Below are 21789 nucleotides of genomic sequence, written 5' to 3' on the forward strand. Positions count from 1 at the left end.
GGTGTTATGAACAAAAGATTCAGCCCAAAAATCCTGGCCCTGGCGGTTTCCGCCCAGGTGGCCTTTACCGCAGGTTACAGCCAACTTACCCATGCCCAGAGTGGCGCAGACCAGCTCGAGGAAGTGGTCGTTACCGGTACCCGCCGCGAGGCGCGCTCGGTCTTCGACTCCGCCGCCCCCATCGATGTCATCGGTGGCGAGGAATTCCGCAACCAGGGCGCCAGCGACATGACCACCCTGCTGCGCAACTCGGTTCCTTCCTACAACGTCAACAACCAGCCGATTTCTGACGCGGCAACCGTTGTTCGCCCGGCCAACATGCGCGGCCTGGCATCGGACCACACCCTGGTGTTGGTCAACAGCAAGCGTCGCCACCGTGCAGCCGTGATTTCCTGGCTCGGCAATGGCGTTAACGACGGTGCCCAGGGGCCCGATATCTCGGTTATCCCCTCCATTGCCGTGAAACAGGTGGAAGTGCTGCGTGACGGCGCCGCCGCCCAGTACGGTTCCGACGCGATCGCCGGTATCGTCAACTTCATCCTCAAGGACTATGCCGAGGGTGGCAGCATAGAAGCCAAGTACGGCGAATACACCGAAGAAAGCGATGAGGCCCTGTGGTCCGTCGCGGGCAACATCGGCCTGCCCTTCACCTCGGAAGGCTTCTTCAACGCCAGCTTTGAATACGGCGAAGCCGATCCCACCAGCCGCAGCGTCCAGCGTGACGACGCCGCCGCCCTGATTGCCGGCGGTAATACCGAGGTGAAAAATCCGGCGCAGATCTGGGGTAACCCGGAAATCGAGGAAGACCTGAAAACCTTCTTCAACATGGGCCTTGCCCTGGACAGCAGCAAGGAGTGGTATGCCTTCGGTAACTACGCGTCCAAGACCGTCACCGGCGGTTTCTACTTCCGTAACCCCGATACCCGCGAGGCGGTGTTCGCCGGTGGCGACGGCAAGCGCCTGGTCGGTGACGAGACCGGCGACATGTCCGGCAACTGCCCCACTGACCTGGATCCCTCGGATACAGCCGGCCTGGAAGCCGTCATTGCTGATCCCAACTGCTACGTGTTCAACGAAGACTTCCCCGGCGGTTTCACCCCGAACTTCGGTGCTGACACCGAGGACGTCTCCCTGGTCACCGGTGTTCGCGGCACTGCGGACAACGGCCTGGCCTGGGATGTGAGCGCCGGAGTTGGCTATAACGAGGCAGACTATTTCATTGTTAACACGGTGAACGCCTCCCTGGGCTCAGCCTCACCTACCGAGTTCGACCCGGGTTCGTACTCCCAGTTCGAGAAGAACTTCAACGTCGACCTGTCCTACCCGGTTGAGGTCAGTTTCTTCGCCTCCGACCTCAACATCGCCGGTGGTTTCGAATGGCGTGATGAGGAGTTCGAAATCGGCATTGGCGATGAGGCCTCGTGGACCGTCGGCCCCCTGGCGGACCAGGGCTTCTCCGCCGCTTCCAACGGTTTCCCGGGCTTTGGCCCGATTGCCGAGGGTGACTGGAGCCGCTCCAACATTGCCGCCTACGTCGACTTCGAGGCCGACGTGACCGACAGTCTGCTGGTGGCCGCGGCCCTGCGCTGGGAGGATTTTGACGACTTCGGCACCACCACCAACGGCAAAATCGCCGCACACTGGCAGATTGTCGACAGCCTCGCGGTACGGGGCACTTACAGCACTGGCTTCCGGGCTCCCACCCCCGGCCAGTCCAATGCCTATAACGTATCCACCGAGTTCAATCTCGCCACCAACGAGTTGGAAAACAACGGCACCATTCCTGCCTCCAGCACTGTGGCCGCCCTGCGCGGAGGCAAGGACCTGGACCCGGAGGAGTCAACCAACTATACCGCCGGTGTGATCTGGCAGCTGGGTGACTTCAGCGTTACCGTCGACTATTTCAACATCGACCTGGAAGACCGCCTGGGTGTTTCACAGAACTTCGTCCTCACCGAGGCTGAACGCCAGGCGCTGATTGACGCAGGTGTCGCGGGCGCCAACAGCCTGCAGACTTTCCGCTTCTTCACCAACGGTATCGAAACCAACACCGAAGGCTTCGATGTGGTGGCGACCTACATGCTGGACTCCAGTGTCGGCGTCACCAACTTCAACCTCGCCTATAACCAGACCGAGACGTCGGTTGAAGACTTCGTGCCCGGCATCATCGATGACGTGCGTATCCAGGAACTGGAGGAAGCCCTGCCGGAGACTCGCTGGAACCTGATGGCCAACCACACCATGAACAACTGGCGTTTCATGGCCCGCTACAGCTACTACGACGACTGGTATGACTCCGAGGACACCCTGACCTACGACGGTTACGGCCTGTTCGATGCGGAAGTGGGATACACCTTCGACGCCGGTATCTCACTGGTGGTCGGCTCCAACAACATCACCGACGAAACCCCGGACAAAAACCCCAATGCTGCTGCTGGTGTCGGCAACCAGTACAGCCAGTGGGCACCGGGTGGCTTCAACGGCCGCTTCGTCTACACCCGCCTGATTTACGATTTTTAATCGCTGATCCGGTCGGTAAAAACGGGAGCTTCGGCTCCCGTTTTTCTTTTCCTGCCTCAGGCAAGCCTGTCCAGGTATCGCAAAGTCCAGTTTGATTTTGCTGATATCCTCGACGTTGGTGATCACCGTTCCCGGGGTCACCAGTGCGCCCTGGCCTGCCCGGCGGAAATCCAGCCGGCCGTTACACGGGCCGCGGATGAGGTGATCTGCGATCCGCGCCTGAATCGCATGCAACCTTTGCGTTGGAATGGCCCTTGCCAGCAGCAAAGATTATGCCAACAACGCCGAAGCAACCTCCCGGTGCAGCGATAAGGCGTGGGCTGGCGCGCCCGAATCGGTCAATATTCAACCAACGCTGCGCTCAACGGCCCCGCGGCCCGCCCGGTGTCCAGACGACTCTGGCGAGAAGCCCGCGATAGCGGTAGTTGTGCTTGAATCCTGCTGCGCAACCGGGATAATAGCCGCCCGGGCCGCAGGCTGCGGCCAGTCTCCGCAACACCAATAAGTAGTCAATGACCCAAGCCCTTCCCCAGGTGTCACTGGGCAGCTCACGACTCGTGCGGTTTTTAACCGATTTGTCCGTCAGCGACACGCAGGTGTCCCACCGGCAGTTCACGGAACGCCTGGGACAGCTGATCGATTTCTCCGATTCCATCACCCTGTCGGAGGCCCACGCGCGTGCCCTGAAAGTGGAAAACGAGGATGCCGGCGAGTTTCGCGAAGGCATTACCCGCGAATTCCTGCGGGCCCGCAGCACGATCGTGCAGGCTGCCATGCGCAGCTTTTTCCCCGGCTCGGGACCCAGTCGCCTGAAATGGCCGGCGGATGACACCGTCCCGGCGGGGGCCGACACTGCCACTGCGCCCTATCTCAGGTTTTACCAGCAGCAACAGGGCGATATCGACAGCAAGATTCGTGGCCTGCACCTGCGCACCCGCTCGGCAATCGCACCGCTGTCGGTTAACCTGGCGCGCATTTGCGCCATCGACGAGGCCCTCGCGGATGCCCTGGCGAGCCATTCCAGGCGTTACCTGTCGGCAACCGCCAAACTGCTGGGCCAGCGCCTGGCCTTCCTTTACGACCAGTACCAGCAGCACCTGGACACCGACATCGAGCCACAGGCGGCCTGGCTGGAAACCCGCGAGCAATATCGCCGGGAGGCCCAGGGCCTGCTGCTGGCAGAAATCGAAGCCCGCCTGCTGCCCGCACTCGGATTGATTGAAGCACTCAACGAAGAGATCAAAGATGAAGACTAAGCTGTTGTTTATCACCGCCGCACTGCTGGGCGCCCTGGCCATTACCTGGGTGGGACTGGGCTTTATTGGCGCCAATCCGCTGGCCCTGCTGGTGACTGTGATTATCGGCTGTGTCTACACCCTGGGACTGACGGAGCTGAGCCGGTTCCGGCGCGCCACCGGCCAGCTTGCCGAGGCCCTGGCTCGGGTGAGCGAAGGCGATGATTTTTCCCTGCGGCAGTGGCTGGAAACCCTGCCGCCCGCCCTGCGCACCTCGGTCAACCAGCGTGTCGAGGGTGAAAAAACCGGCTTGCCCGCGCCGGTGTTCACTCCCTATCTTGTTGGCCTGCTGGTCATGCTTGGCCTGCTGGGCACCTTTATCGGTATGGTTGACACGCTGCAGGGGGCGGTGAGCGCGCTGCAGGGGAGCAGCGAGCTGGAGGCGATCCGTGCCGGACTGGCCGCGCCCATCGAGGGCCTGAGCCTGGCCTTTGGCACCTCTGTCGCCGGTATCGCCGCCTCGGCCATGCTCGGACTCAACTCTACCCTGAGCCGCCGCGAGCGCATGCTGGTTACCCGCGAACTGGACCGCTGCATTGCCGGACCTTTGCGCCACTATTCACTGCACTACAACCGTCAGCAGACCTACCTGGCCATGCAGAACCAGGCGCAGGCCCTGCCGGAGGTGGCACAGACCCTGGGCAACATGGCGGGCGAACTGGATCGTATGGGCCAGCAGCTCAGCGACCGCTTGCTGGACAACCAGCAGCAGTTTCACCAGCAGACCGCTCAGCAATACCAGCAGCTGGCCAGCTCGGTGCAACAGTCGCTGATCGACACCTTGACCGCAAGCGGCAGGCTGGCCGGCGAAAGCATTGCCCCGGCGGTGGAAACCGCCATGGCGAGCCTGTCAGCACAGGCCGGGGCCACCCAGGATAAACTGCTGGAAGTCACCGAGAACCTGCTGCAGAGCCGGGCCGACCGGGAGGCGGACTGGCTGGCAGAGCAAGGCAGGCGGATGGAAGCCATCACCACGTCACTGCACGAGGAGATAGCAGACCTGACCGCTACCCTGCGCGACGAGCTGGGACAGTTGCGGCAGGAAGAAGCCCGGCGGGAAGAAAAACTTGCCCTGCGCCTGGCAGAAATCCAGCACAACTCGGCCAACCAGCTGCAGAGCCTGCAGGCCAGCTCCAGCGAGCAACTGGCACAGACGCGGGCCGATACCACCAGCGAACTTGCAAGATTGCAAGAAATCACCGCCGAGCAACTGCAGCAGTTACAGCAGGCCACCGCCGGCCAACTGGCCAGCACCCAGAGCGACACGGCCGAGCGCCTGGCCGAGCTGCACAGCGATACCAGCGACAGATTCGCCGAACTTCACCGGGCCACCAGCAGCGGTCTGGAGCAGCTGCAGGGTTCCGCGGCCCGTTCCCTGGAGCAACTCAATGCCTCGGTGAGCGAGGGTGTGTCGACCCTGCAAAGCCGCACTGTCGAGGGTCTCGGCTCGCTGGAAAAGGCGGCTGCCGAGCAACTGGCAGGCCTGGGACGCGAATTGCAGCAACCGATGAGCGAACTGATTGCCACCGCCGCAGAGACACCACGTGCGGCGGCCGAGGTTATCGGCCAATTGCGGGCGGAAGTCAGCAACAGCATGGAGCGGGACAACCAGTTGCTGCAAGAGCGCCAGCAAATCCTCGAGGATCTCGCCACGCTTTCCAGCGGACTGCGTGAGTCGGCAGCAGCACAGCAGGCGGCCATTGCAGAACTGGTCAATTCCTCGGGCGAGCTCATGGCCGGTGTCTCCACCCGGTTCCGTGAACAGCTGGAATCAGAGTCTGACAAGCTCGCCGAGATCACCGCCAACGCGGCGGGCAGCGCGGCGGATATTGCCAGCCTGGGTGAGTCTTTCAGCCTGGCGGTACAACTGTTCAGCGAATCCAACAACCAGCTGATGGAAAACCTGGGACGCATTGAGGAATCCATGGAAAAGACCACCGAGCGCTCAGACGAACAGATGAGCTACTACGTGGCCCAGGCCAGGGAAATCATCGACCAGAGCATGTTGTCCCAGCGCGAAATCATCGAGGAACTGCGGCGCCTGGGCCAGACCGGCGACCTGTTCGCCGCCGAGGCGAGCTGATGGAAGACCTGCAATCAGAACTGGCGGACGAGACCCCGGTCTGGGCGATTTTCGGCGACCTGATGTCCGCCCTGGTCGGTGTGTTCGTCCTCATCCTGGTGTGGGTACTGGGCTACCAGGTGGAACTCTCACAGTCACTGCAGCAGGAGGTCACCCGCCGGGAGGCGGAGCAGGATCGACGCATGGTACTGGAACAGGCCCTGGCTGCGCCGCTGGCCAGTGGGCGAATCACCCTGCGCGACGGCCGCATTGGTATCAGTGGCAGTGTGCTGTTCGCCCTCAATTCCTCCCAGCTCCAGGACCAAGGACGGCAATTGCTGCGCAGCCTGGTACCGCCGCTCACGCTGTACCTCTCGGAGCAGGACGAACTGCTGATGGTCAGCGGATTCACCGATGACCTTCCCATCCAGGACGGCAACCTCCAGTTTGACGACAACTGGGAGCTCTCGGCGCAACGGGCACTGACAGTGACCCGGGCACTGATTGCCGAGGGAATGGATCCGGGGAGGGTCTTCGCGGCCGCATTCGGCGCCCAGCAGCCGGTGGTCGCCAATACCGACAACGCCAGCCGCTCCCGCAACCGGCGGGTGGAAATGGCGCCGGTTCCGCGGGCCTCAAGCGAGGATAGCGCCGGTGACTGAGCTGCGGGCTGAGTTGACAGCCCTGAAAACGGCGGGGGAAGGCGCTGACCCGGTGCGGCTGAGATACATCGAAAGCCTGTTGCTGAGGGCGCAGCAGCGGCCGGGCAGGGTCGCCCGGGTACTGGAAAACAAGGCACGAAGCGCCATGGCTGCCTACCGCCAGCACTTGCGCGAACGTCCCGTCCCGACAACGTCCGGGCGCAACAGCAACAAGCCGCTGCATGAACTGAACCTGCTGCTGGAGGATCTGCAGCGCAATGAAGATGACCCTCGGGCAGCGCCCCTGGAAGCGGTCCTGCGCCAGCAGGAACTGGCGTTGGCAGACAGCTTCGCGCAACAGACAAACCCCGGGAGACGAAACTCCCCGGGACACCGGGAGGAATTGAAAGCCGCGCGTCGCTTTCACTCGGCCATGGTGCAGCTCAATGCCGACAAGGTCGTCCAGCAGGCCCTAGCGGAAGTCCCGGAGGCCGCTGGACCGCTGAACCCACAGCGCCTGGCAACCCGGTCGCTGGAAACCATGCGCGAGCTCTCTCCGCATTACCTCAGCCGCTTTGTCAGCTATATCGACACGCTGTTCTGGCTGGAGCGGGCCGAGCGCGGTGGCAAGCGCTGAGTCAATTCAGCGTGGAATCCTGATTCCTGTTGTCTGCGGCTGGTCAGTGCTCGCCCACGGGGTGCCTGACAGAGTCTGCACGCTGTCTTCGATCAACACTGGCAAAACCGGTTCAAGAACCGTCCGAAGGCCGCAAGCGGATTCCCCTGTCGGCCCAAGTGGCACGCGGCCGGGTGGTTTCGTCCCGTCCTGAAAATGTGGCGTTCTGTCGCAGACTGGCCGGTTCCGGCAGGAATATTGTTACTATTTGGCAATCGCCTTGATGCCCGGATGCCGATAATCGTCCTAACGGGATAAGCGCTAAACAATCCACCGGTTCAGAGTGCCTCCATGACGAAAAAGTTGGTAAAAATACTGGCCCCTGTTGTTGTCATCGCTGTCTCTGCGGGAGCTTACGCCCTGCTCCAGGCAACGCGCCCGGAACCGGAGAAAAACAGTGATGGCCCGCGACCCACATCGGTCTATACCACCGGCGTGAGCCAGCAGGCCACCGCGCTGGAAGTCATCACCCAGGGAGAAGTGCGCTCACGCACCGAAATAGACCTGGTCTCCCAGGTGGGGGGCAGGGTTGTCAGTGTTTCCCCGGAGTTTGTCGAGGGCGGACGCATTGAGCCCGGCGTTCCGCTGCTGCAGGTTGAAGACGCCGATTACCGGCTGGCGCTGAGCCAGGCCCGCTCACGCATGGCTGACGCTGAACTTGCGGTGCAGCAGGCACTCGCCGACCAGGACGTGGCCCGGAAACAGCTGCGCAATGATCCCAACGCCTCTGACCTGGCACTGAAAAAACCGCAGGTTGCCCAGGCACGGGCGCTGCGCGAGGCGGCGAGAGCCAGCCTGGAGCAGGCGGAACTGGACCTGGAACGCACCCGCTTCACCTTGCCATTCGCCGGCCGGGTGGCGAGCACCCGCGTACACATCGGCCAGTTCATCACCCCGGGCACAGTGCTGGGCAAAGTATTCGGCACCGAGCTGGTCGAGGTCCGCCTGCCCCTGAACAATCAGCAACTGGCGTCACTGGGCCTGCCCATTGGTTACATCGCCCCCGCAGGCGGCGGCCTGCCAGTGACCTTCAGCGCCCAGGTCGCCGGAGAAATTCACCAGTGGCAGGGTAAGCTGGTGCGCCTCGACGCCTCCGTAGACGCCGACACACGTATGCTCTACGCCATCGCGGAGGTGGCCGATCCCTACGGCTCAGCCGCTTCCGCCTCTGGCATGCCGCTGGCAGTGGGCCTGTTTGTGGATGCCCGTATCGAGGGCAGGTATCTCCCTTCAGCCATGACTATCCCGGCATCGGCATTACGCGCCGGCAATATGGTCTACCTGATCAACGGAGAGGACAGGCTGGAAATTCGCGGCGTCACCGTGGCTCACGCCAGCACTGAACGGGCAATCATCAGTGCGGGCCTCGAGCCTGGCGAACGGGTCATTACCTCGGCTATTCGCAATCCTGTAGAAGGCATGGCCCTGGTGGCCGTGGACGCGGAAGAAGCGACACCATGAAAAAGATCATCGCCTGGTGGGTGCACAATCCCGTCGCGGCAAACCTGCTGATGGTGGGTATTCTGCTGTCCGGGGTGCTGGGCATGCTGTCCATGGAGAAAGAGGCGTTCCCAAACATCAAAATCAACCAGGCGTCGATTACCGTGGTATGGCCGGGAGCCAACCCCCAGGAGGTAGAAGAGCAGGTTATTTCCCGCATCGAGCAATCGCTGGAAAACGTCGACCAGGTTTACCACTATTACTCGACAGCCACGGAGGGGGCTGCCGAAATCAATGTTTCGACCTACCCCAACGTTGATATCAACGACTTCATCAATGAAGTGAAGAGCGCCGTCGACGCGGTGACCTCCCTGCCGCGTGATATCGAACCACCGCGAGTGCAGCGCCGCCAGTTCCGGGACGAAATGATCCGGGTCGCGGTGCACGGCGATCTCGGCGAACGCCAGCTGACCCGACTGGCAGAAGATCTGAAAGACGAGATGGCCGCCCTGCCCTACGTCGCCACCATCAATCTCTTCGGCATTCGCAAGGAAGAGGTGACAGTGGAGCTTTCGGAGTCGGCCATGCGCCGCTTCGGCCTGACCTTTGAGGATGTGGCCAACGCCATACGCAGCAATTCCATCAACCTGTCCTCGGGACGGGTGCGCACCGAAACCGGCGATGTCCAGCTGCGGGCCCGCAACCTCGCGGATACCCAGGCCGACTTTGAGCGTATTGTGATTCGCCAGACGCCCCAGGGCGCGGTAGTGCGCGTGGGCGACGTGGCCACCGTCATCGACGGCTTCGAGGAGCAGGAAATTCTCGCCACGATGAACGGCCAGCCCGCGGTGCTGCTACAGGCACTCACCACCGAGAACATGCAGGTGGTGAAAACCAGCGAATCGGTACACCAGTGGATGGAAGAGGTGCGACCGCGCCTGCCCAAGGGTGTTGAGCTGACCATGTGGTTCGACACGGCTGATATTTACACCGCACGCATGGACCTGATCGCAGAGTCTGCGTATCTCGGTCTGGTGCTGGTGTTTATCGTGCTGATCCTGTCACTGCGGCCCAAGGTGGCCCTGTGGGTGACCGCGGGCATCGCGGTGGCCTTCATCGGCACGTTCTCACTGTTGCCGGTGAATGACGTGTCCATGAACGTCATGTCTTCCTTCGCCTTCCTGATGGTGCTGGGCATTGTGGTGGACGACGCTATCGTCGTCGGCGAAAGCATCCACCATCACGCCCATATCAGCGGCGGCGGGGCCCGCTCGGCAACGGAGGGCGCCTATGCCGTCTCCCGGCCGGTGATTTTCGCGGTACTGACCACCATGATCGCCTTCGCACCCTGGCTGTTCGTCAGTGGCGAGGCGGCGCAAATGACCCGCCAGCTGTCGATCGTGATTACCGTGGCCCTGACCATCTCGCTGATCGAGGCCTTCTTTATCCTTCCTGCCCATCTCGGTCACCTGGAGCCACGCAAGGAACTTCACGGACTGGCCAAAGCCCAGCAGAAGATCGAACACAGTATTATCGATTTCGCCAACAACACCTATCGGCCGATTCTCAACTGGGCAGTCAGGCACCGCTACCTGACCGCCAGCCTGTTCGCCGGCGCCTTTGTGATCAGCCTGGGTATTTTCACCAGCGGCTGGGTGAAATTCTACTTCATGCCCCAGGTTGAGAATGAGGAAATCTATATCAATGTCACCCTGCCCAACGGCACACCCTATTCCCGGGCGCTGGAAATTCTCGACCAGTTACAGCTCGCAGAGCGGCGACTGATCGAGGAAGTCGACCAGCGAGCGGCTGCCGGTGAGGGCAGCGGCAAACTGATCGAGGGCTGGTACACCCGCTCCCGTCGCGACAGCGTCATTGCCATCGTCAAACTGGCTCCCCCCGAGGTGCGGGACATGTCCGCCAAGCAGACGGCGGAACGCTTCCGCGAACTGGTGGGTGATATTCCGGACGCCGAGCAGATCGAGGTGGTGTACACGATTAACAACAACGATGCCGACGTCACCTACCTGCTGAAGCACCGGGACACCGAACAATTGGCCCTGGCCTCCCACGACCTGCAGGCACACCTGTCCACCTACAATGGCACCTTCTTTGTCCGCGACAGCCAACGGGGCGAAACCGACGAAATCATACTCAACCTGCGCCCCGGCGCCGAAAAACTGGGCATCACCCTGGCCGATGTCTCCCGGCAGGTACGCCAGGCATACTACGGCGAAGAGGTGCAGCGACTGCCACGCTCCAACGGTGACGTAAAGGTGATGGTGAAGTACCCCCTTGAACAGCGCCGCAACCTGTCCAGCCTGAACAACTTCCGGGTACGCACCGCCGATGGCCGGGAAGTGCCGCTACTGTCTGTGGTCGAGGTGGAGCTGTCCAACGGCGCCCAGCGTATCCAGCGCCGGGACGGCGAGAGGTTCATCCGGGTTCGGGCAGATATGGACCACGACCTGATGGGCGACATCACCAAGGATGTCACCGATAACTTTATCCCGGAACTGGAACAACGCTACCCGGGACTGGAGGTACTCAAGGGCGGCCAGCAGGAAGAGGAAGAGGAATTTTTCAGCGAGATACTGGCGCTCTACGCCATTGCCCTGTTCATGATGTACACCCTGATCGCCATCGCCTTCCACTCCTACTGGCTGCCGCTACTGGTCATGACGGCCATACCCTTCGGCTTTATGGGCGCCATATTCGGACACATGCTGTTTGGCGTGCCGATGGCAATGTTCTCCTGGTTCGGTATTGGCGCCGCCGCGGGTGTGGTGGTGAACGACAACCTGGTGCTGGTGGACTATATCGGGCGACTGCGGGAGCAGGGTCAGCCGCTGCGGGACGCTATTATCGAGTCGGGTGTTACCCGTTTCCGCCCTATTCTCCTGACCACGGTGACCACGTTTGTGGGCCTGATTCCCATCATGTCGGAGAAAGCCACCAACGCCCAGTTCCTCAAGCCGGCAGTATTATCGCTGGCCTTCGGGGTGCTGTTCGCGCTGTTTGTAACCCTGCTGATGGTTCCGGCGCTGTACGCCATCGGCGGTGATTTCGCCCACGGCAGGGCCCGGTTGAAGCAGCGCCTGTTCGGCGCCAGGGAGGGCGAGGTACGCCAGGGCCCCTGACGTACCCGCTGGAAGGCTCACTTCTCCGGCAGGAACTGCTCGGTCAGCTTGTCGATGGACCAGGAATCGGGCCGTTGGCTGGGAGGATACTCGGCAAAAGTCTGCAGGTATCGAGTCGTTGCCGCACTGCCCAGGTAAACCCGGGGCGCCTTGTCGATGACCCAGTCCCAGTAGGTGTTGGAATTGTGGTCAGCCCGCTCGAAGGGGTCGCGCCGCAGGTTGAATATCTTCGGCAGGCGCAGGGTTACCTCGGGCTCGGCCCAAAGGGCCATGGTCTGCGCCCGGTTTTCTGCGTACACCAGTTTCCAGTCACCGAGTCGCACGCAGACGGGCATGCCGCCATCGTTGTGATACACAAATTCCTGCCGCGGTCCCTTGTCCACTTCTCCGGTCAGGTAAGGCAGGAAATTGTAACCATCCAGATGCAGTTTTGACGACTTGCTGCCGACACGCCTGCCCTTGAGAAGATCCTGCTTCAAATTCGGGTCACCGGCGGCGGCGACCAGCGTCGGCATCCAGTCAAGATGGGACATGATCTCGTTGGACACCTGCCCCGGCGCTATCCTGCCCAGCCAGCGCACCATCGCCGGTACCCGGTAGGCGCCTTCCCAGTTGGAATTTTTCTCGCTGCGGAACGGCGTGATACCGGCGTCGGGCCAGGTATTGAAATGCACGCCATTGTCGGTGGAATAGAACACAATGGTATTGTCGGCAATACCCAGGTCGTCCAGCTGGTCGAGCATTTCACCCACCAGCTCATCGTGGGCTACCATCACGTCGTTATAAAAATCCTGCCCGGATTTACCCAGGTGTTTCTGGGCGGGATGGGTGCGAAAGTGCATACCCGTGGTGTTGACCCAGACAAAGAAGGGCTTGTCCGCCCTGACCGACTTGTCGACAAACTTTTTGGCCGCAGCGACAAACTCCTCGTCTGCGGTTTCCATCCGCTTGCGGGTCAGGGCCCCGGTGTCCTCTATGCGGCCGTCTGCAGAGGAGCGGATCACACCCCGGGGACCAAACATTTTGCGAAACGCCGGGTCCTTGGGATAGTCCACATCCTCTGGCTCTTCCTCGGCGTTCAGGTGGTAGAGATTGCCGAAAAACTCATCGAAGCCGTGATTGGTCGGCAGGTGCTCGTCCTTGTCTCCGAGGTGATTCTTGCCGAACTGGCCAGTGGCATAGCCGTGGGTTTTCAACACCTCCGCTATGGTAATATCCCGATCGGTGATGCCCAGCTCCGCCCCGGGCAGGCCCACTTTGGACAGGCCCGTGCGCAGCGGCGTCTGGCCGGTGATAAAACTCGAACGGCCGGCGGTGCAGCTCTGGTCACCGTAGTAGTCGGTGAAACGCATGCCCTCGCTGGCGATACGGTCGATGTTGGGCGTCCTGTAGCCCATGATGCCATCACTGTAAGCGCTGATATTGGTGATGCCGATATCGTCGCCCCAGAACACCAAAATGTTGGGCTTGTCCGCCGCCAGGGCCGGGAACGCCAGGCTGGCAAGCAGCACCAGGCCAGTGCGCAGCAGTGGAGAACAAGATTTCATCGCATTTTCCTCATTATTGTGTCATTTCCAGGCGAAAGGCGGTTGAGTATCAGCCGTCCCTTCCCAGGCCTCAAGTATAGCTAATCAGCCGGTTTGTTCCGCTCGAATGCCGCCAGCTGTTCCGGCGTTGCCCCGCTCTGGTAGCGGGCTTTCCAGTCGCCATAGGGCATACCGTATATCCGTTCCCTGGCCTGGTCGTAGTCGATACTGACGCCCGCTTCCTCTGCGGCCGCCATATACCACTTGGAGAGGCAGTTGCGGCAAAAGCCCGCCAGGTTCATCAATTCTATATTCTGGACATCCTTGCGGCTGTCCAGATGCTCCAGCAGCCGGCGAAACACGGCGGCTTCGATTTTTTCATTCTCAGACATCGATATTCTCCTTGAATGTGACGCCAGCGGAACGCATTGTTCAGTCGGCAGGTGGTGGGGAAAGGGCCGCGGCAGGCCCTTCGGTGAGCACGGTCTTCAGGGTTTCCCCCTGTCCGGGATAGCGCCACTGCACTTCATCTATCCTGGCAATGTCCAGCCAGAAGGCGCGTTTCACTTCCAGCACAGCCGGGTCAATCGGTCCGGACTGGGCGTGTATCTCGCAGCTGTACAGGTGGAACCCGGTATCAAAAACAGCAACCAGGCGACGGGGAATCAGGTCCAGCCCGGTTTCCTCCAGGGTTTCGCGGTGGGCCGCGCACTGCGCGGACTCTCCTTGCCGGGATTTCCCGCCCGGCGGTGTAAGCCCGCCCTTGCGCGAATCGACCACCAGCATCCGGCCGTGCACCACCGTCAGGCAACCCGCCGACACGGCAAAATCCGCTTCGCCCTGGAAGGGGCAGGCAGGCTCCTCGCGGGTGCTGCAGGCACTGATGGCAAACACCAGCCCTGCCAGCGCCAGCGACCTGATGGGGCTAGTACTCAAGCGCTACCCGCTCGTGCCCCAGTTCATCGCGCAGGGCCTGGAGTAAATCGTCACTGGGCACCACCCGCCAGCGTTCGCTCAGGTGCACCCGCGCCCTGTTGTGCTCCTGCAGGTAATCGATGCTCACCGGGCAGCGACCGCCCCCTGCGCCGGACAGGATTTGCTGCAGCCGGGTGCTGAAGCGTTCATCAATTTTTTCAGCACTGACCTCCAGGGTCAGCCGGGAGGCGTAATTCTGGCGAGCTTCATCGATGCTGCGCAGCCCGCTGGCACGCAATACCGGCTTGCCGCTGCGATCGTCCTGCTGCACCCGGCCTTCGACTATGACGATGGTGTCCTTCACCAGCAGCTCGCGAAACTGCAAGTAAACCTCGGAAAACAGGGTGACTTCTATCTGTGCACTACTGTCGTCAAGGGTGAGTACCGCCATTGTCCCGCGCTGGGTATTCATGGTGCGGGTCGCCATGATCAGTCCCACCAGCACCTGGTTGCCCTGCTTGTCCGGGCGTACATCGACAATCCGTTTGGGAGAGAACTTGCGGATTTCCGCCTTGTACTCGTCGATCGGGTGGCCGGTGATATACAGGCCCAGGGTATCGCGCTCGCCACCGAGGCGCTCCTTGTCGGTCCAGGGCCTGACATTGCGGAACGGCGCGTACACGTCGTCATGGCCGTTGTCCCGGCTGGGCACCACCTCGCCAAAGAGGTCATCGATGCCCGCATCGCGGTTGCTGGCACTCTGCTCGGCAGCCTTGAGCGCATCCTCCATGCCGGCCATGAGTACCCAGCGACTCTCGCCCAGCGAGTCCAGCGCGCCGGAGCGAATCAGTGCCTCGATGGCCTTGCGGTTGACCTTGCGGGGATCGGTTCGGGCGCAAAAATCAAACAGGTCCTTGAAAGGACCATCCGCCTCACGGGTTTTCAGGATACTCTCGATAGGCCCCTCACCCAGGCCCTTGATGGCGCCAAGGCCATAAATAATCTCGTCCCGGGCATTGACCGTGAACATGTATTGCCCCTCGTTGACATCGGGCAACTTGAGCGCGAGCTTCATCCGCTTGCACTCGTCGACAAGCACCACAATCTTGTCGGTATTGTCCAGTTCCGAGCTCATCACCGCCGCCATGAAGGGCGCCGGGTAGTGGGTCTTCAACCAGCAGGTCTGGTAGGACACCAGGGCGTAGGCCGCGGAGTGGGACTTGTTGAAACCATAACCGGCGAACTTTTCCACCAGGTCAAAGATTCTCATTGCCAGTTCGCCATCGACACCCTTGGCCCTGGCGCCGTCCTCGAAGATCTGCCGCTGCTTGGCCATCTCCTCGGGTTTCTTTTTACCCATGGCCCGGCGCAGCATATCTGCGCCACCGAGCGTATAACCCGCCAGTTCCTGGGCGATCTGCATCACCTGCTCCTGGTACAGGATAATGCCGTAGGTGGGCTGCAGTATCGGCTTGAGCCACTCGTGCTGCCACCTGCTGTCGGGAAAGGAGAGCTCCTCCCGGCCGTGTTTACGGTTGATGAAATTATCCACCATGCCCGACTGCAGGGGGCCGGGGCGAAACAGCGCCACCAGGGCGACTATGTCCTCGAAACAGTCCGGTTGCAGGCGCTCGATGAGGTCTTTCATACCGCTGGATTCGAGCTGGAATACTGCGGTGGTTTTGGCCGATTTGAGCAGTTCGAAACTGGGCTGGTCATCCAGCGGGATCTGCATGATGTCCAGCGGCGGTTCCCCGGCCCGCTCCCGGGCCGGGTTGATCATCTTCACCGCCCAGTCGATGATGGTCAGCGTGCGCAGGCCCAGGAAGTCAAACTTCACCAGGCCGGCATCCTCCACGTCGCCCTTGTCGTACTGGGTGACCAGGCCGGAACCGGTTTCATCACAGAACAGGGGCGAGAAGTCCGTCAGTTTGGAGGGCGCGATGACCACGCCGCCGGCATGCTTGCCAACCCCCCGGGTAATGCCTTCCAGTTGTACTGCCATGTCCCAGATTTCCTGGGCCTGGTCATCCTCGGCGAGGAATTCCCGCAGGGCCTCCTCCTGCTCCAGTGCCTTGTCGAGGGTCATACCCACTTCAAAGGGAATCATTTTTGACAGCTTGTCGGCGAGACCGTAGGACTTGCCCTGGACCCGGGCCACGTCGCGGACCACCGCCTTGGCCGCCATGGTGCCGAAGGTAATGATCTGCGACACCGCCTCGCGGCCATAGGTATCGGCCACGTAATCGATCACCCGGTCGCGCTTTTCCATACAGAAATCAACGTCGAAGTCGGGCATGGACACCCGTTCCGGGTTGAGAAAGCGCTCGAACAGCAGATCGTACTGCAGCGGATCGAGGTCGGTGATCTGCAGCGCATAAGCCACCAGCGAACCGGCGCCGGACCCACGGCCCGGGCCCACCGGGATGTCGTGTTGTTTGGCCCAGCGGATAAAGTCCATCACGATCAGGAAGTAGCCCGGAAAACCCATCTGGATGATGGTCTCCAGTTCGAAGTCCAGACGCTCCCGGTATTGCTTTTGCCTGCCCGGGAATTCCGGGGCGCCGGTATCAAAGAGGGAGGCAAGGCGCTCATCCAGGCCCTCGTGGGAGAGCTGGCGGAAGTACTCGTCCATGGTCAGCCCGTCCGGCACCGGGTAGTCCGGCAGGTAGGGCTTACCCAGTTCCAGCACCACGTTGCAGCGGCGGGCGATCTGCACCGTGTTTTCCAGCGCCTCGGGAATATCGGCGAACAGCTCGGCCATCTCCTGCGGGGATCGCAGGTATTGTTGGTCGGTGTAAGCCCGGGCACGCCGGGGGTCATCCAGGGTTCGACCCTCGCCAATACAGACCCGGGCCTCGTGGGCCTCGAACTCTGAAGCATCGAGGAAACGCACATCGTTGGTGGCAACCACGGGACACTGCAGTTCCTCTGCCAGGGCGACGGCACCGTGCAGGTGAGTCTCATCCCCTTCCCGGCCGGTGCGGTGCAGTTCCAGGTAATAGCGCTGCGGGTATAACTGCATCCAATAGCGCGCGCGCTCACGGGCGAGCTCCGGCTTTTCACCCAGTATTGCCTGTCCCACATCGCCCTGGGCACCCGCGGAGAGGGCGATAACGCCGTCGGCACATTGCTCCAGCCAGACCTTCTGTACATGGGGTACGCCCAGGTACTGGCCGTCGGTGTAGGCGCGGGAAATCAACAGGGTCAGGTTTTTGTAGCCCCGCTCATTCATGGCCAGCAGGCACAGTGGGTAGGTGCGCTCGGGGTCGTCCGCATCCAGGACTTTCAGGTCCACGCCAAAGACAGGCTGGACGCCGGCGGCAACCGCGGCCTTGTGCGCCTTGACCAGGCCGTAGAAATTGCAGAAATCCGTTACCGCCACTGCCGGCATGCCAAGTTCGGCAACACGGCTCATCAGCGGCTTCAGCCGAACCAGCCCGTCGACGATGGAGAATTCAGAGTGGAGGCGCAGATGTACAAACGATGTCATTGGGAAAGTGTAACGCCGAAGCCTGCCCGGGGGCTAGAACTATGCCGTGCTGATGTCGGTGGTGGTGCGAACGCTCCGGATTTCGGGCTGTGTGGGACTCTGAATCCCGCGATGGCGGACCAGGGCCTGCGCGGGGATGACGCTAGAAAGATCAGGGATGACGGGTGCGGGGCGTTACCCGGCCGATATCACTTCACTATCTTCAGTGAAGGCCTGCCCTCAGGCTTTGGCGGTTCCGGCGGTTCATCGTCCGGGGGGATATCGCCGGCTTCTTCCGGCTCGAAAACCATGCCCTGGCCATTCTCGCGGGCGTAAATCCCGATCACCGCGTTAACCGGCACGTAGATATCCGTGGCCACGCCACCGAAGCGGCCGTTGAAAGCGACGGCGTCATTGGAGATGTTCAGATCCACCACCGCGGTGGGGGAAATGTTGAGCACGATCTGCCCGTCTTTCACATACTGCTCGGGCACCATGACATCGTCGATGCCGGCATCGACGAGAATATAGGGGGTACAGCCATTGTCCACGATCCACTCATAGAGTGCCCGCATGATGTAGGGACGACTGGGAGTCATGGACATCCGTATGCGCGTGCCGGCAGGGGCGCTCGCCTAGGAGCGCATCTCCCGCTCCTGCTCAGACAGGCTTTCCTGGAAGGATTCCCGGGCAAACAGTGTGTCCATGTAAGCCAGCAACGGCTTGGTCTGCTTGGAAGAGCGGATATCGATACCCAGCGACGGCAGGCGCCACAGGATGGGGGCGATACAACAGTCCACCAGGGTAAATTCCTCGCTCATGAAGAACGGCTTCTCGGCGAAGATCGGGGCGATCGCGGTGATGCCCTCCTTCAGCTCTTTGGACGCCTTCTTGATGACGTTGTCACTGCGGGTCGTCAGTATTGAATCTACCAGCGAACACCAGTCTTTCTCTATGCGGTGGATCAGCAGGCGGCTCTCGGCGCGGGCCACCGGATAAACCGGCAACAGCGGTGGATGCGGGAAGCGCTCGTCCAGGTATTCCATCATCACCTTGGACTCGTACAACACCAGGTCACGGTCCACCAGGGTGGGCAGGCTGTTGTAGGGGTTCAGTTCCGAAAGTTCTTCCGGAGGGTGAGCGGAGTCCGCTTCTATCAGGTCGACCGTAACGCCCTTCTCGGCGAGGACAATGCGTACTCGGTGACTGTAGTGACTGGTTGGATCGGAAAAAAAGATCATAGAAGATCGCTTTGCCACAACACCCATCGAAAATTCCTCAGTTGATTTTCTTGAAAATACAAAGCAGCGTGGCCACGCCACGCTGCGGGGACCGATCCGCCAGGATCAGTGAACGTCTTTCCAGTACTCGCGATTAAGCAGCCAGGCAAAGACGAAGAACAAGGTGATAAACAACAGCACAAAAATACCCATGCGCTCGCGCTCGGCAGCGATCGGCTCGGCGGTATAGGCCAGGAAGTTGGTCAGATCGTACATGGCGCCGTCAAACTCTTCCGGGGTCATGCTACCTTCGGTAGTGATATTGAACTTACCACAGGGGTCTTCGAGAATATCCTCGCCGGTCAGCGGGTCACGCTTCACACCACCGTTGGACGCCTTGACCGGTCCCATGGCGCACTCCTGCATTCCCTGCACTTCAAGCATCACGTGGGGCATACCCACGTCCTTGAACACCCGGTTGTTGACGCCATAGGGGCGGCTGTCGTCACGGTAAAAATTGCGCAGGTAGGTATACAGCCACTCGGGCTGGCGCGCCCGGGACACCAGGGTCAGGTCGGGGGGGTTTGCACCGAACCAGATCTTGGCCGTACGGTCATCCATGGCGTTGTCCATCAGCTCACCGATCTTGACGCCCGGGTCGAACATCAGGTTGGCTTCCATAATGTCATCGGGAATGCCAAGGTCAGCCGCCACCCGGTTGTAGCGGGAGTACTTGAGCGAGTGGCAGCCCATGCAGTAGTTCATATACAGCTTGGCGCCGTTCTGCAGCGAGGCCTTGTCAGCCGGATCGGCGCTGAACTCGTCACAGGGAATGGCACCGCACTTGTAGGCGGACTCAGCACCCACCGCCTTCAGCGGCAGAATGGTCAGCGCCAGGATCAGCACCAGGCCGCCCATACTGCCCCAGAAGCCGATACCGCCGTCCATGGTGACACGTTCGGGCACCGGCTTGGTCTTGTCCAGTGACGTCCAGATGGGCATCAGCAGGAAGAAGGCGAAGTAGAACACAGAGCAGATCTGGGCCAGGAAGGTGCGCGCCGGCGTTGGCGCCTTCACACCCAGCACACCGAGGATCAGGAAGCTGGCGACGAACAGTACCAGCATCACCTTGGTGATGTTGCCACGATAACGCCAGGACTTCACCGGACTGCGGTCCAGCCAGGGCAACAGGAAGGGAATAGCCACGGAGGCGGCGAAGAACACAAAGCCCCAGAATTTGTCTGGCACGGCACGCAACACAGAGTAGAACGGAGTGAAATACCACACCGGCGCGATGTGATCGGGGGTCTTCAGGCCGTTGGCTTCTTCAAAGTTGGCAAACTCCAGGAAGTAACCGCCCATCTCCGGCAGGAAGAAAATTATCGCGCAGAAAATAAACAGGAATACCGCAATAGCCTGCAGGTCGTGAACCGTGTAGTAGGGATGGAAGGCAACGCCATCCAGCGGCACTCCGTTGTCATCCTTGTTTTTCTTGATGTCGACACCGTCGGGGTTGTTGGAACCGACTTCGTGCAGCGCCAGCAGGTGCAGGACCACCAGCGCCAGCAGCACGATGGGCAGGGCCACCACATGCAGGGCGAAGAAGCGGTTCAGGGTGGCGCCTGAGATCAGGTAGTCGCCGCGGATCCAGGTGACGATGTCCTCGCCAACCACGGGAATCGCGCCAAACAGGGAAATAATCACCTGGGCGCCCCAGTAGGACATCTGGCCCCAGGGCAGCACATAGCCGACAAAGGCTTCGGCCATCAGCACCACGAAGATCAGCATGCCGAAGATCCAGATAAGCTCACGGGGCTTTTTGTACGAGCCGTACAGCAGGGCGCGGAACATATGCAGGTAAACCACCACGAAGAACGCCGAGGCGCCCGTGGAGTGCATGTAGCGCAACAGCCAGCCGTAATCCACATCACGCATGATGTATTCCACGGAAGCGAATGCTTCTTCGGCGCTGGGGGTGTAGTTCATGGTCAGCCAGATGCCGGTCAGCAGCTGGTTAACCAGCACCAGCAGGGACAGGACCCCGAAGAAGTACCAGAAATTGAAGTTCTTGGGCGCGTAGTACTTGCCCATGTGGGTGTCCCAGGCCCGCATAATCGGCAGGCGGGCATCAACCCAGTCACGTAATCCAATCAGCATATTATTCATCAGGCCGCCTCCGTATCCACGCCGATTACCAGCACGTTGTCACCCTCGAAAGAGTACGGGGGAACCACAAGGTTGGTAGAGGCCGGCACACCAGAGTACACGCGACCGGCAAGGTCAAACTTGGAACCGTGACAGGGACAGAAGAACCCGCCCAGCCACTCGTCGCCACCGAGATCGGCTGCACCGACTTCGGGGCGGAATTTTGGCGCGCAGCCCAGGTGGGTGCACAAGCCCACCAGCACCAGGATTTCCGGCTTGATCGAGCGACCGGTATCGGAAATATAGGCGGGCTGGTCGGAGATTTCGGAATTGGGATCCTTGAGCATGCCGTCCAGCTTGGGCAGGTCCGCGACCTGCTCGGCGGTGCGGTGCATCACATAGACGGGCTTACCGCGCCACTCCACCACAATCATCTGGCCTGGCTCCAGCTTGCCGATATCAGCCTTCACCGGTGCACCGGCGGCCTTGGCCTTGGCAGACGGGTTCCAGGAACCCAGGAAAGGCACCGCCACGCCCACTGCGCCGGCAACGCCTACCACGCTGGTGGCTGCCGTCAGGAACTTTCTCCTGCCGGTATTTACGCCATCGCTACTCATGCTTTTCTCCCCTAGACTTGAAGCGGCTGGGGCCTGGATTCGGCACCCCGGATTCCGCTTCTCACAAAATGGTGCAAATACTAATGATTTTACCCCTTTGTTACAAGGTAAACGCCTTGA

Annotated in this window: 15 protein-coding genes; 7 read left to right on the top strand and 8 right to left on the bottom strand. The window is 61.0% G+C overall.

The window, feature by feature from the left end; translation table 11 throughout:
- The first annotated feature begins 6 nt into the window (after window positions 1–6).
- The 7 genes from E2F43_RS00410 to E2F43_RS00440 all read left to right on the top strand — a co-directional run bounded on the left by E2F43_RS00410 (window position 7) and on the right by E2F43_RS00440 (window position 11774).
- Window positions 7–2520: a TonB-dependent receptor plug domain-containing protein gene (locus E2F43_RS00410; RefSeq protein WP_133208904.1), complete on the top strand. Its 2514-nt coding sequence runs from the start codon at window positions 7–9 to the stop codon at window positions 2518–2520.
- A gap of 512 nt (window positions 2521–3032) precedes the next feature.
- Window positions 3033–3776 (top strand): DUF3348 family protein, encoded by a 744-nt coding sequence (locus E2F43_RS00415; protein ID WP_133208905.1) that lies wholly within the window; start codon window positions 3033–3035, stop codon window positions 3774–3776.
- A complete protein-coding gene (locus E2F43_RS00420) occupies window positions 3766–5898 on the top strand; it encodes a coiled-coil domain-containing protein (protein ID WP_133208906.1) in 2133 nt (710 codons plus the stop codon). Before E2F43_RS00415 ends, E2F43_RS00420 begins: the two co-directional genes overlap by 11 nt.
- On the top strand, window positions 5898–6539 hold the full coding sequence (locus E2F43_RS00425) for an OmpA family protein (protein ID WP_133208907.1): 642 nt from the start codon (window positions 5898–5900) through the stop codon (window positions 6537–6539). The genes E2F43_RS00420 and E2F43_RS00425 overlap by 1 nt, the downstream gene beginning before the upstream one ends.
- On the top strand, window positions 6532–7155 hold the full coding sequence (locus tag E2F43_RS00430) for a DUF2894 domain-containing protein (RefSeq protein WP_165954135.1): 624 nt from the start codon (window positions 6532–6534) through the stop codon (window positions 7153–7155). Before E2F43_RS00425 ends, E2F43_RS00430 begins: the two co-directional genes overlap by 8 nt.
- Before the next feature lie 330 nt (window positions 7156–7485).
- Entirely contained in the window at window positions 7486–8655 is a 1170-nt protein-coding gene (locus E2F43_RS00435) for an efflux RND transporter periplasmic adaptor subunit (protein ID WP_133208909.1), read from the top strand.
- Window positions 8652–11774, top strand: coding sequence for an efflux RND transporter permease subunit (locus E2F43_RS00440; protein WP_133208910.1), 3123 nt, complete (start codon window positions 8652–8654; stop codon window positions 11772–11774). The genes E2F43_RS00435 and E2F43_RS00440 overlap by 4 nt, the downstream gene beginning before the upstream one ends.
- 17 nt (window positions 11775–11791) lie before the next feature.
- Here E2F43_RS00440 and E2F43_RS00445 read toward each other — a convergent pair whose 3' ends face one another.
- The 8 genes from E2F43_RS00445 to petA form a co-directional block, all read right to left on the bottom strand.
- The gene (locus E2F43_RS00445; protein WP_133208911.1) at window positions 11792–13321 is read right to left on the bottom strand and encodes an arylsulfatase; all 1530 of its coding nucleotides are present in this window, start codon (window positions 13319–13321) and stop codon (window positions 11792–11794) included.
- A gap of 80 nt (window positions 13322–13401) precedes the next feature.
- Window positions 13402–13692, bottom strand: a complete 291-nt coding sequence (locus E2F43_RS00450) for a DUF1244 domain-containing protein (protein WP_133208912.1) — start codon at window positions 13690–13692, stop codon at window positions 13402–13404.
- Window positions 13693–13732: 40 nt separating this feature from the next.
- Entirely contained in the window at window positions 13733–14236 is a 504-nt protein-coding gene (locus tag E2F43_RS00455) for an NUDIX hydrolase (RefSeq protein WP_133208913.1), read from the bottom strand.
- Window positions 14226–17708, bottom strand: coding sequence for a DNA polymerase III subunit alpha (gene dnaE / locus E2F43_RS00460; RefSeq protein ID WP_133208914.1), 3483 nt, complete (start codon window positions 17706–17708; stop codon window positions 14226–14228). Before dnaE ends, E2F43_RS00455 begins: the two co-directional genes overlap by 11 nt.
- 188 nt (window positions 17709–17896) lie before the next feature.
- Window positions 17897–18286 carry a ClpXP protease specificity-enhancing factor gene (locus tag E2F43_RS00465; RefSeq protein ID WP_133208915.1) on the bottom strand — a complete coding sequence of 130 codons (390 nt, stop codon included), beginning with the start codon at window positions 18284–18286 and terminating at the stop codon, window positions 17897–17899.
- Between the two features lie 36 nt (window positions 18287–18322).
- Complete coding sequence (locus tag E2F43_RS00470; protein WP_133208916.1) at window positions 18323–18955, bottom strand: glutathione S-transferase N-terminal domain-containing protein; 633 nt, start codon at window positions 18953–18955, stop codon at window positions 18323–18325.
- 78 nt (window positions 18956–19033) lie between these two features.
- The gene (locus E2F43_RS00475; RefSeq protein WP_133208917.1) at window positions 19034–21073 is read right to left on the bottom strand and encodes a ubiquinol-cytochrome c reductase; all 2040 of its coding nucleotides are present in this window, start codon (window positions 21071–21073) and stop codon (window positions 19034–19036) included.
- Window positions 21073–21669 (bottom strand): ubiquinol-cytochrome c reductase iron-sulfur subunit, encoded by a 597-nt coding sequence (gene petA, locus E2F43_RS00480; RefSeq protein WP_133208918.1) that lies wholly within the window; start codon window positions 21667–21669, stop codon window positions 21073–21075. The genes E2F43_RS00475 and petA overlap by 1 nt, the downstream gene beginning before the upstream one ends.
- Window positions 21670–21789: the final 120 nt, after the last annotated feature.

This window comes from Seongchinamella unica, from assembly GCF_004354085.1.
Classification (GTDB): domain Bacteria; phylum Pseudomonadota; class Gammaproteobacteria; order Pseudomonadales; family Halieaceae; genus Halioglobus; species Halioglobus unicus.

Excerpts from the sequence above, each read along its gene's own strand:
- E2F43_RS00410 (WP_133208904.1), top strand. The coding sequence starts at position 7 with ATGAACAAAAGATTCAGCCCAAAAATCCTGGCCCTGGCGGTTTCCGCC.
- E2F43_RS00415 (WP_133208905.1), top strand. The coding sequence starts at position 3,033 with ATGACCCAAGCCCTTCCCCAGGTGTCACTGGGCAGCTCACGACTCGTG.
- E2F43_RS00420 (WP_133208906.1), top strand. The coding sequence starts at position 3,766 with ATGAAGACTAAGCTGTTGTTTATCACCGCCGCACTGCTGGGCGCCCTG.
- E2F43_RS00425 (WP_133208907.1), top strand. The coding sequence starts at position 5,898 with ATGGAAGACCTGCAATCAGAACTGGCGGACGAGACCCCGGTCTGGGCG.
- E2F43_RS00435 (WP_133208909.1), top strand. The coding sequence starts at position 7,486 with ATGACGAAAAAGTTGGTAAAAATACTGGCCCCTGTTGTTGTCATCGCT.
- E2F43_RS00440 (WP_133208910.1), top strand. The coding sequence starts at position 8,652 with ATGAAAAAGATCATCGCCTGGTGGGTGCACAATCCCGTCGCGGCAAAC.
- E2F43_RS00445 (WP_133208911.1), bottom strand. The coding sequence starts at position 13,321 with ATGAAATCTTGTTCTCCACTGCTGCGCACTGGCCTGGTGCTGCTTGCC.
- E2F43_RS00450 (WP_133208912.1), bottom strand. The coding sequence starts at position 13,692 with ATGTCTGAGAATGAAAAAATCGAAGCCGCCGTGTTTCGCCGGCTGCTG.
- dnaE (WP_133208914.1), bottom strand. The coding sequence starts at position 17,708 with ATGACATCGTTTGTACATCTGCGCCTCCACTCTGAATTCTCCATCGTC.
- E2F43_RS00465 (WP_133208915.1), bottom strand. The coding sequence starts at position 18,286 with ATGACTCCCAGTCGTCCCTACATCATGCGGGCACTCTATGAGTGGATC.
- E2F43_RS00470 (WP_133208916.1), bottom strand. The coding sequence starts at position 18,955 with ATGGGTGTTGTGGCAAAGCGATCTTCTATGATCTTTTTTTCCGATCCA.
- E2F43_RS00475 (WP_133208917.1), bottom strand. The coding sequence starts at position 21,073 with ATGAATAATATGCTGATTGGATTACGTGACTGGGTTGATGCCCGCCTG.
- petA (WP_133208918.1), bottom strand. The coding sequence starts at position 21,669 with ATGAGTAGCGATGGCGTAAATACCGGCAGGAGAAAGTTCCTGACGGCA.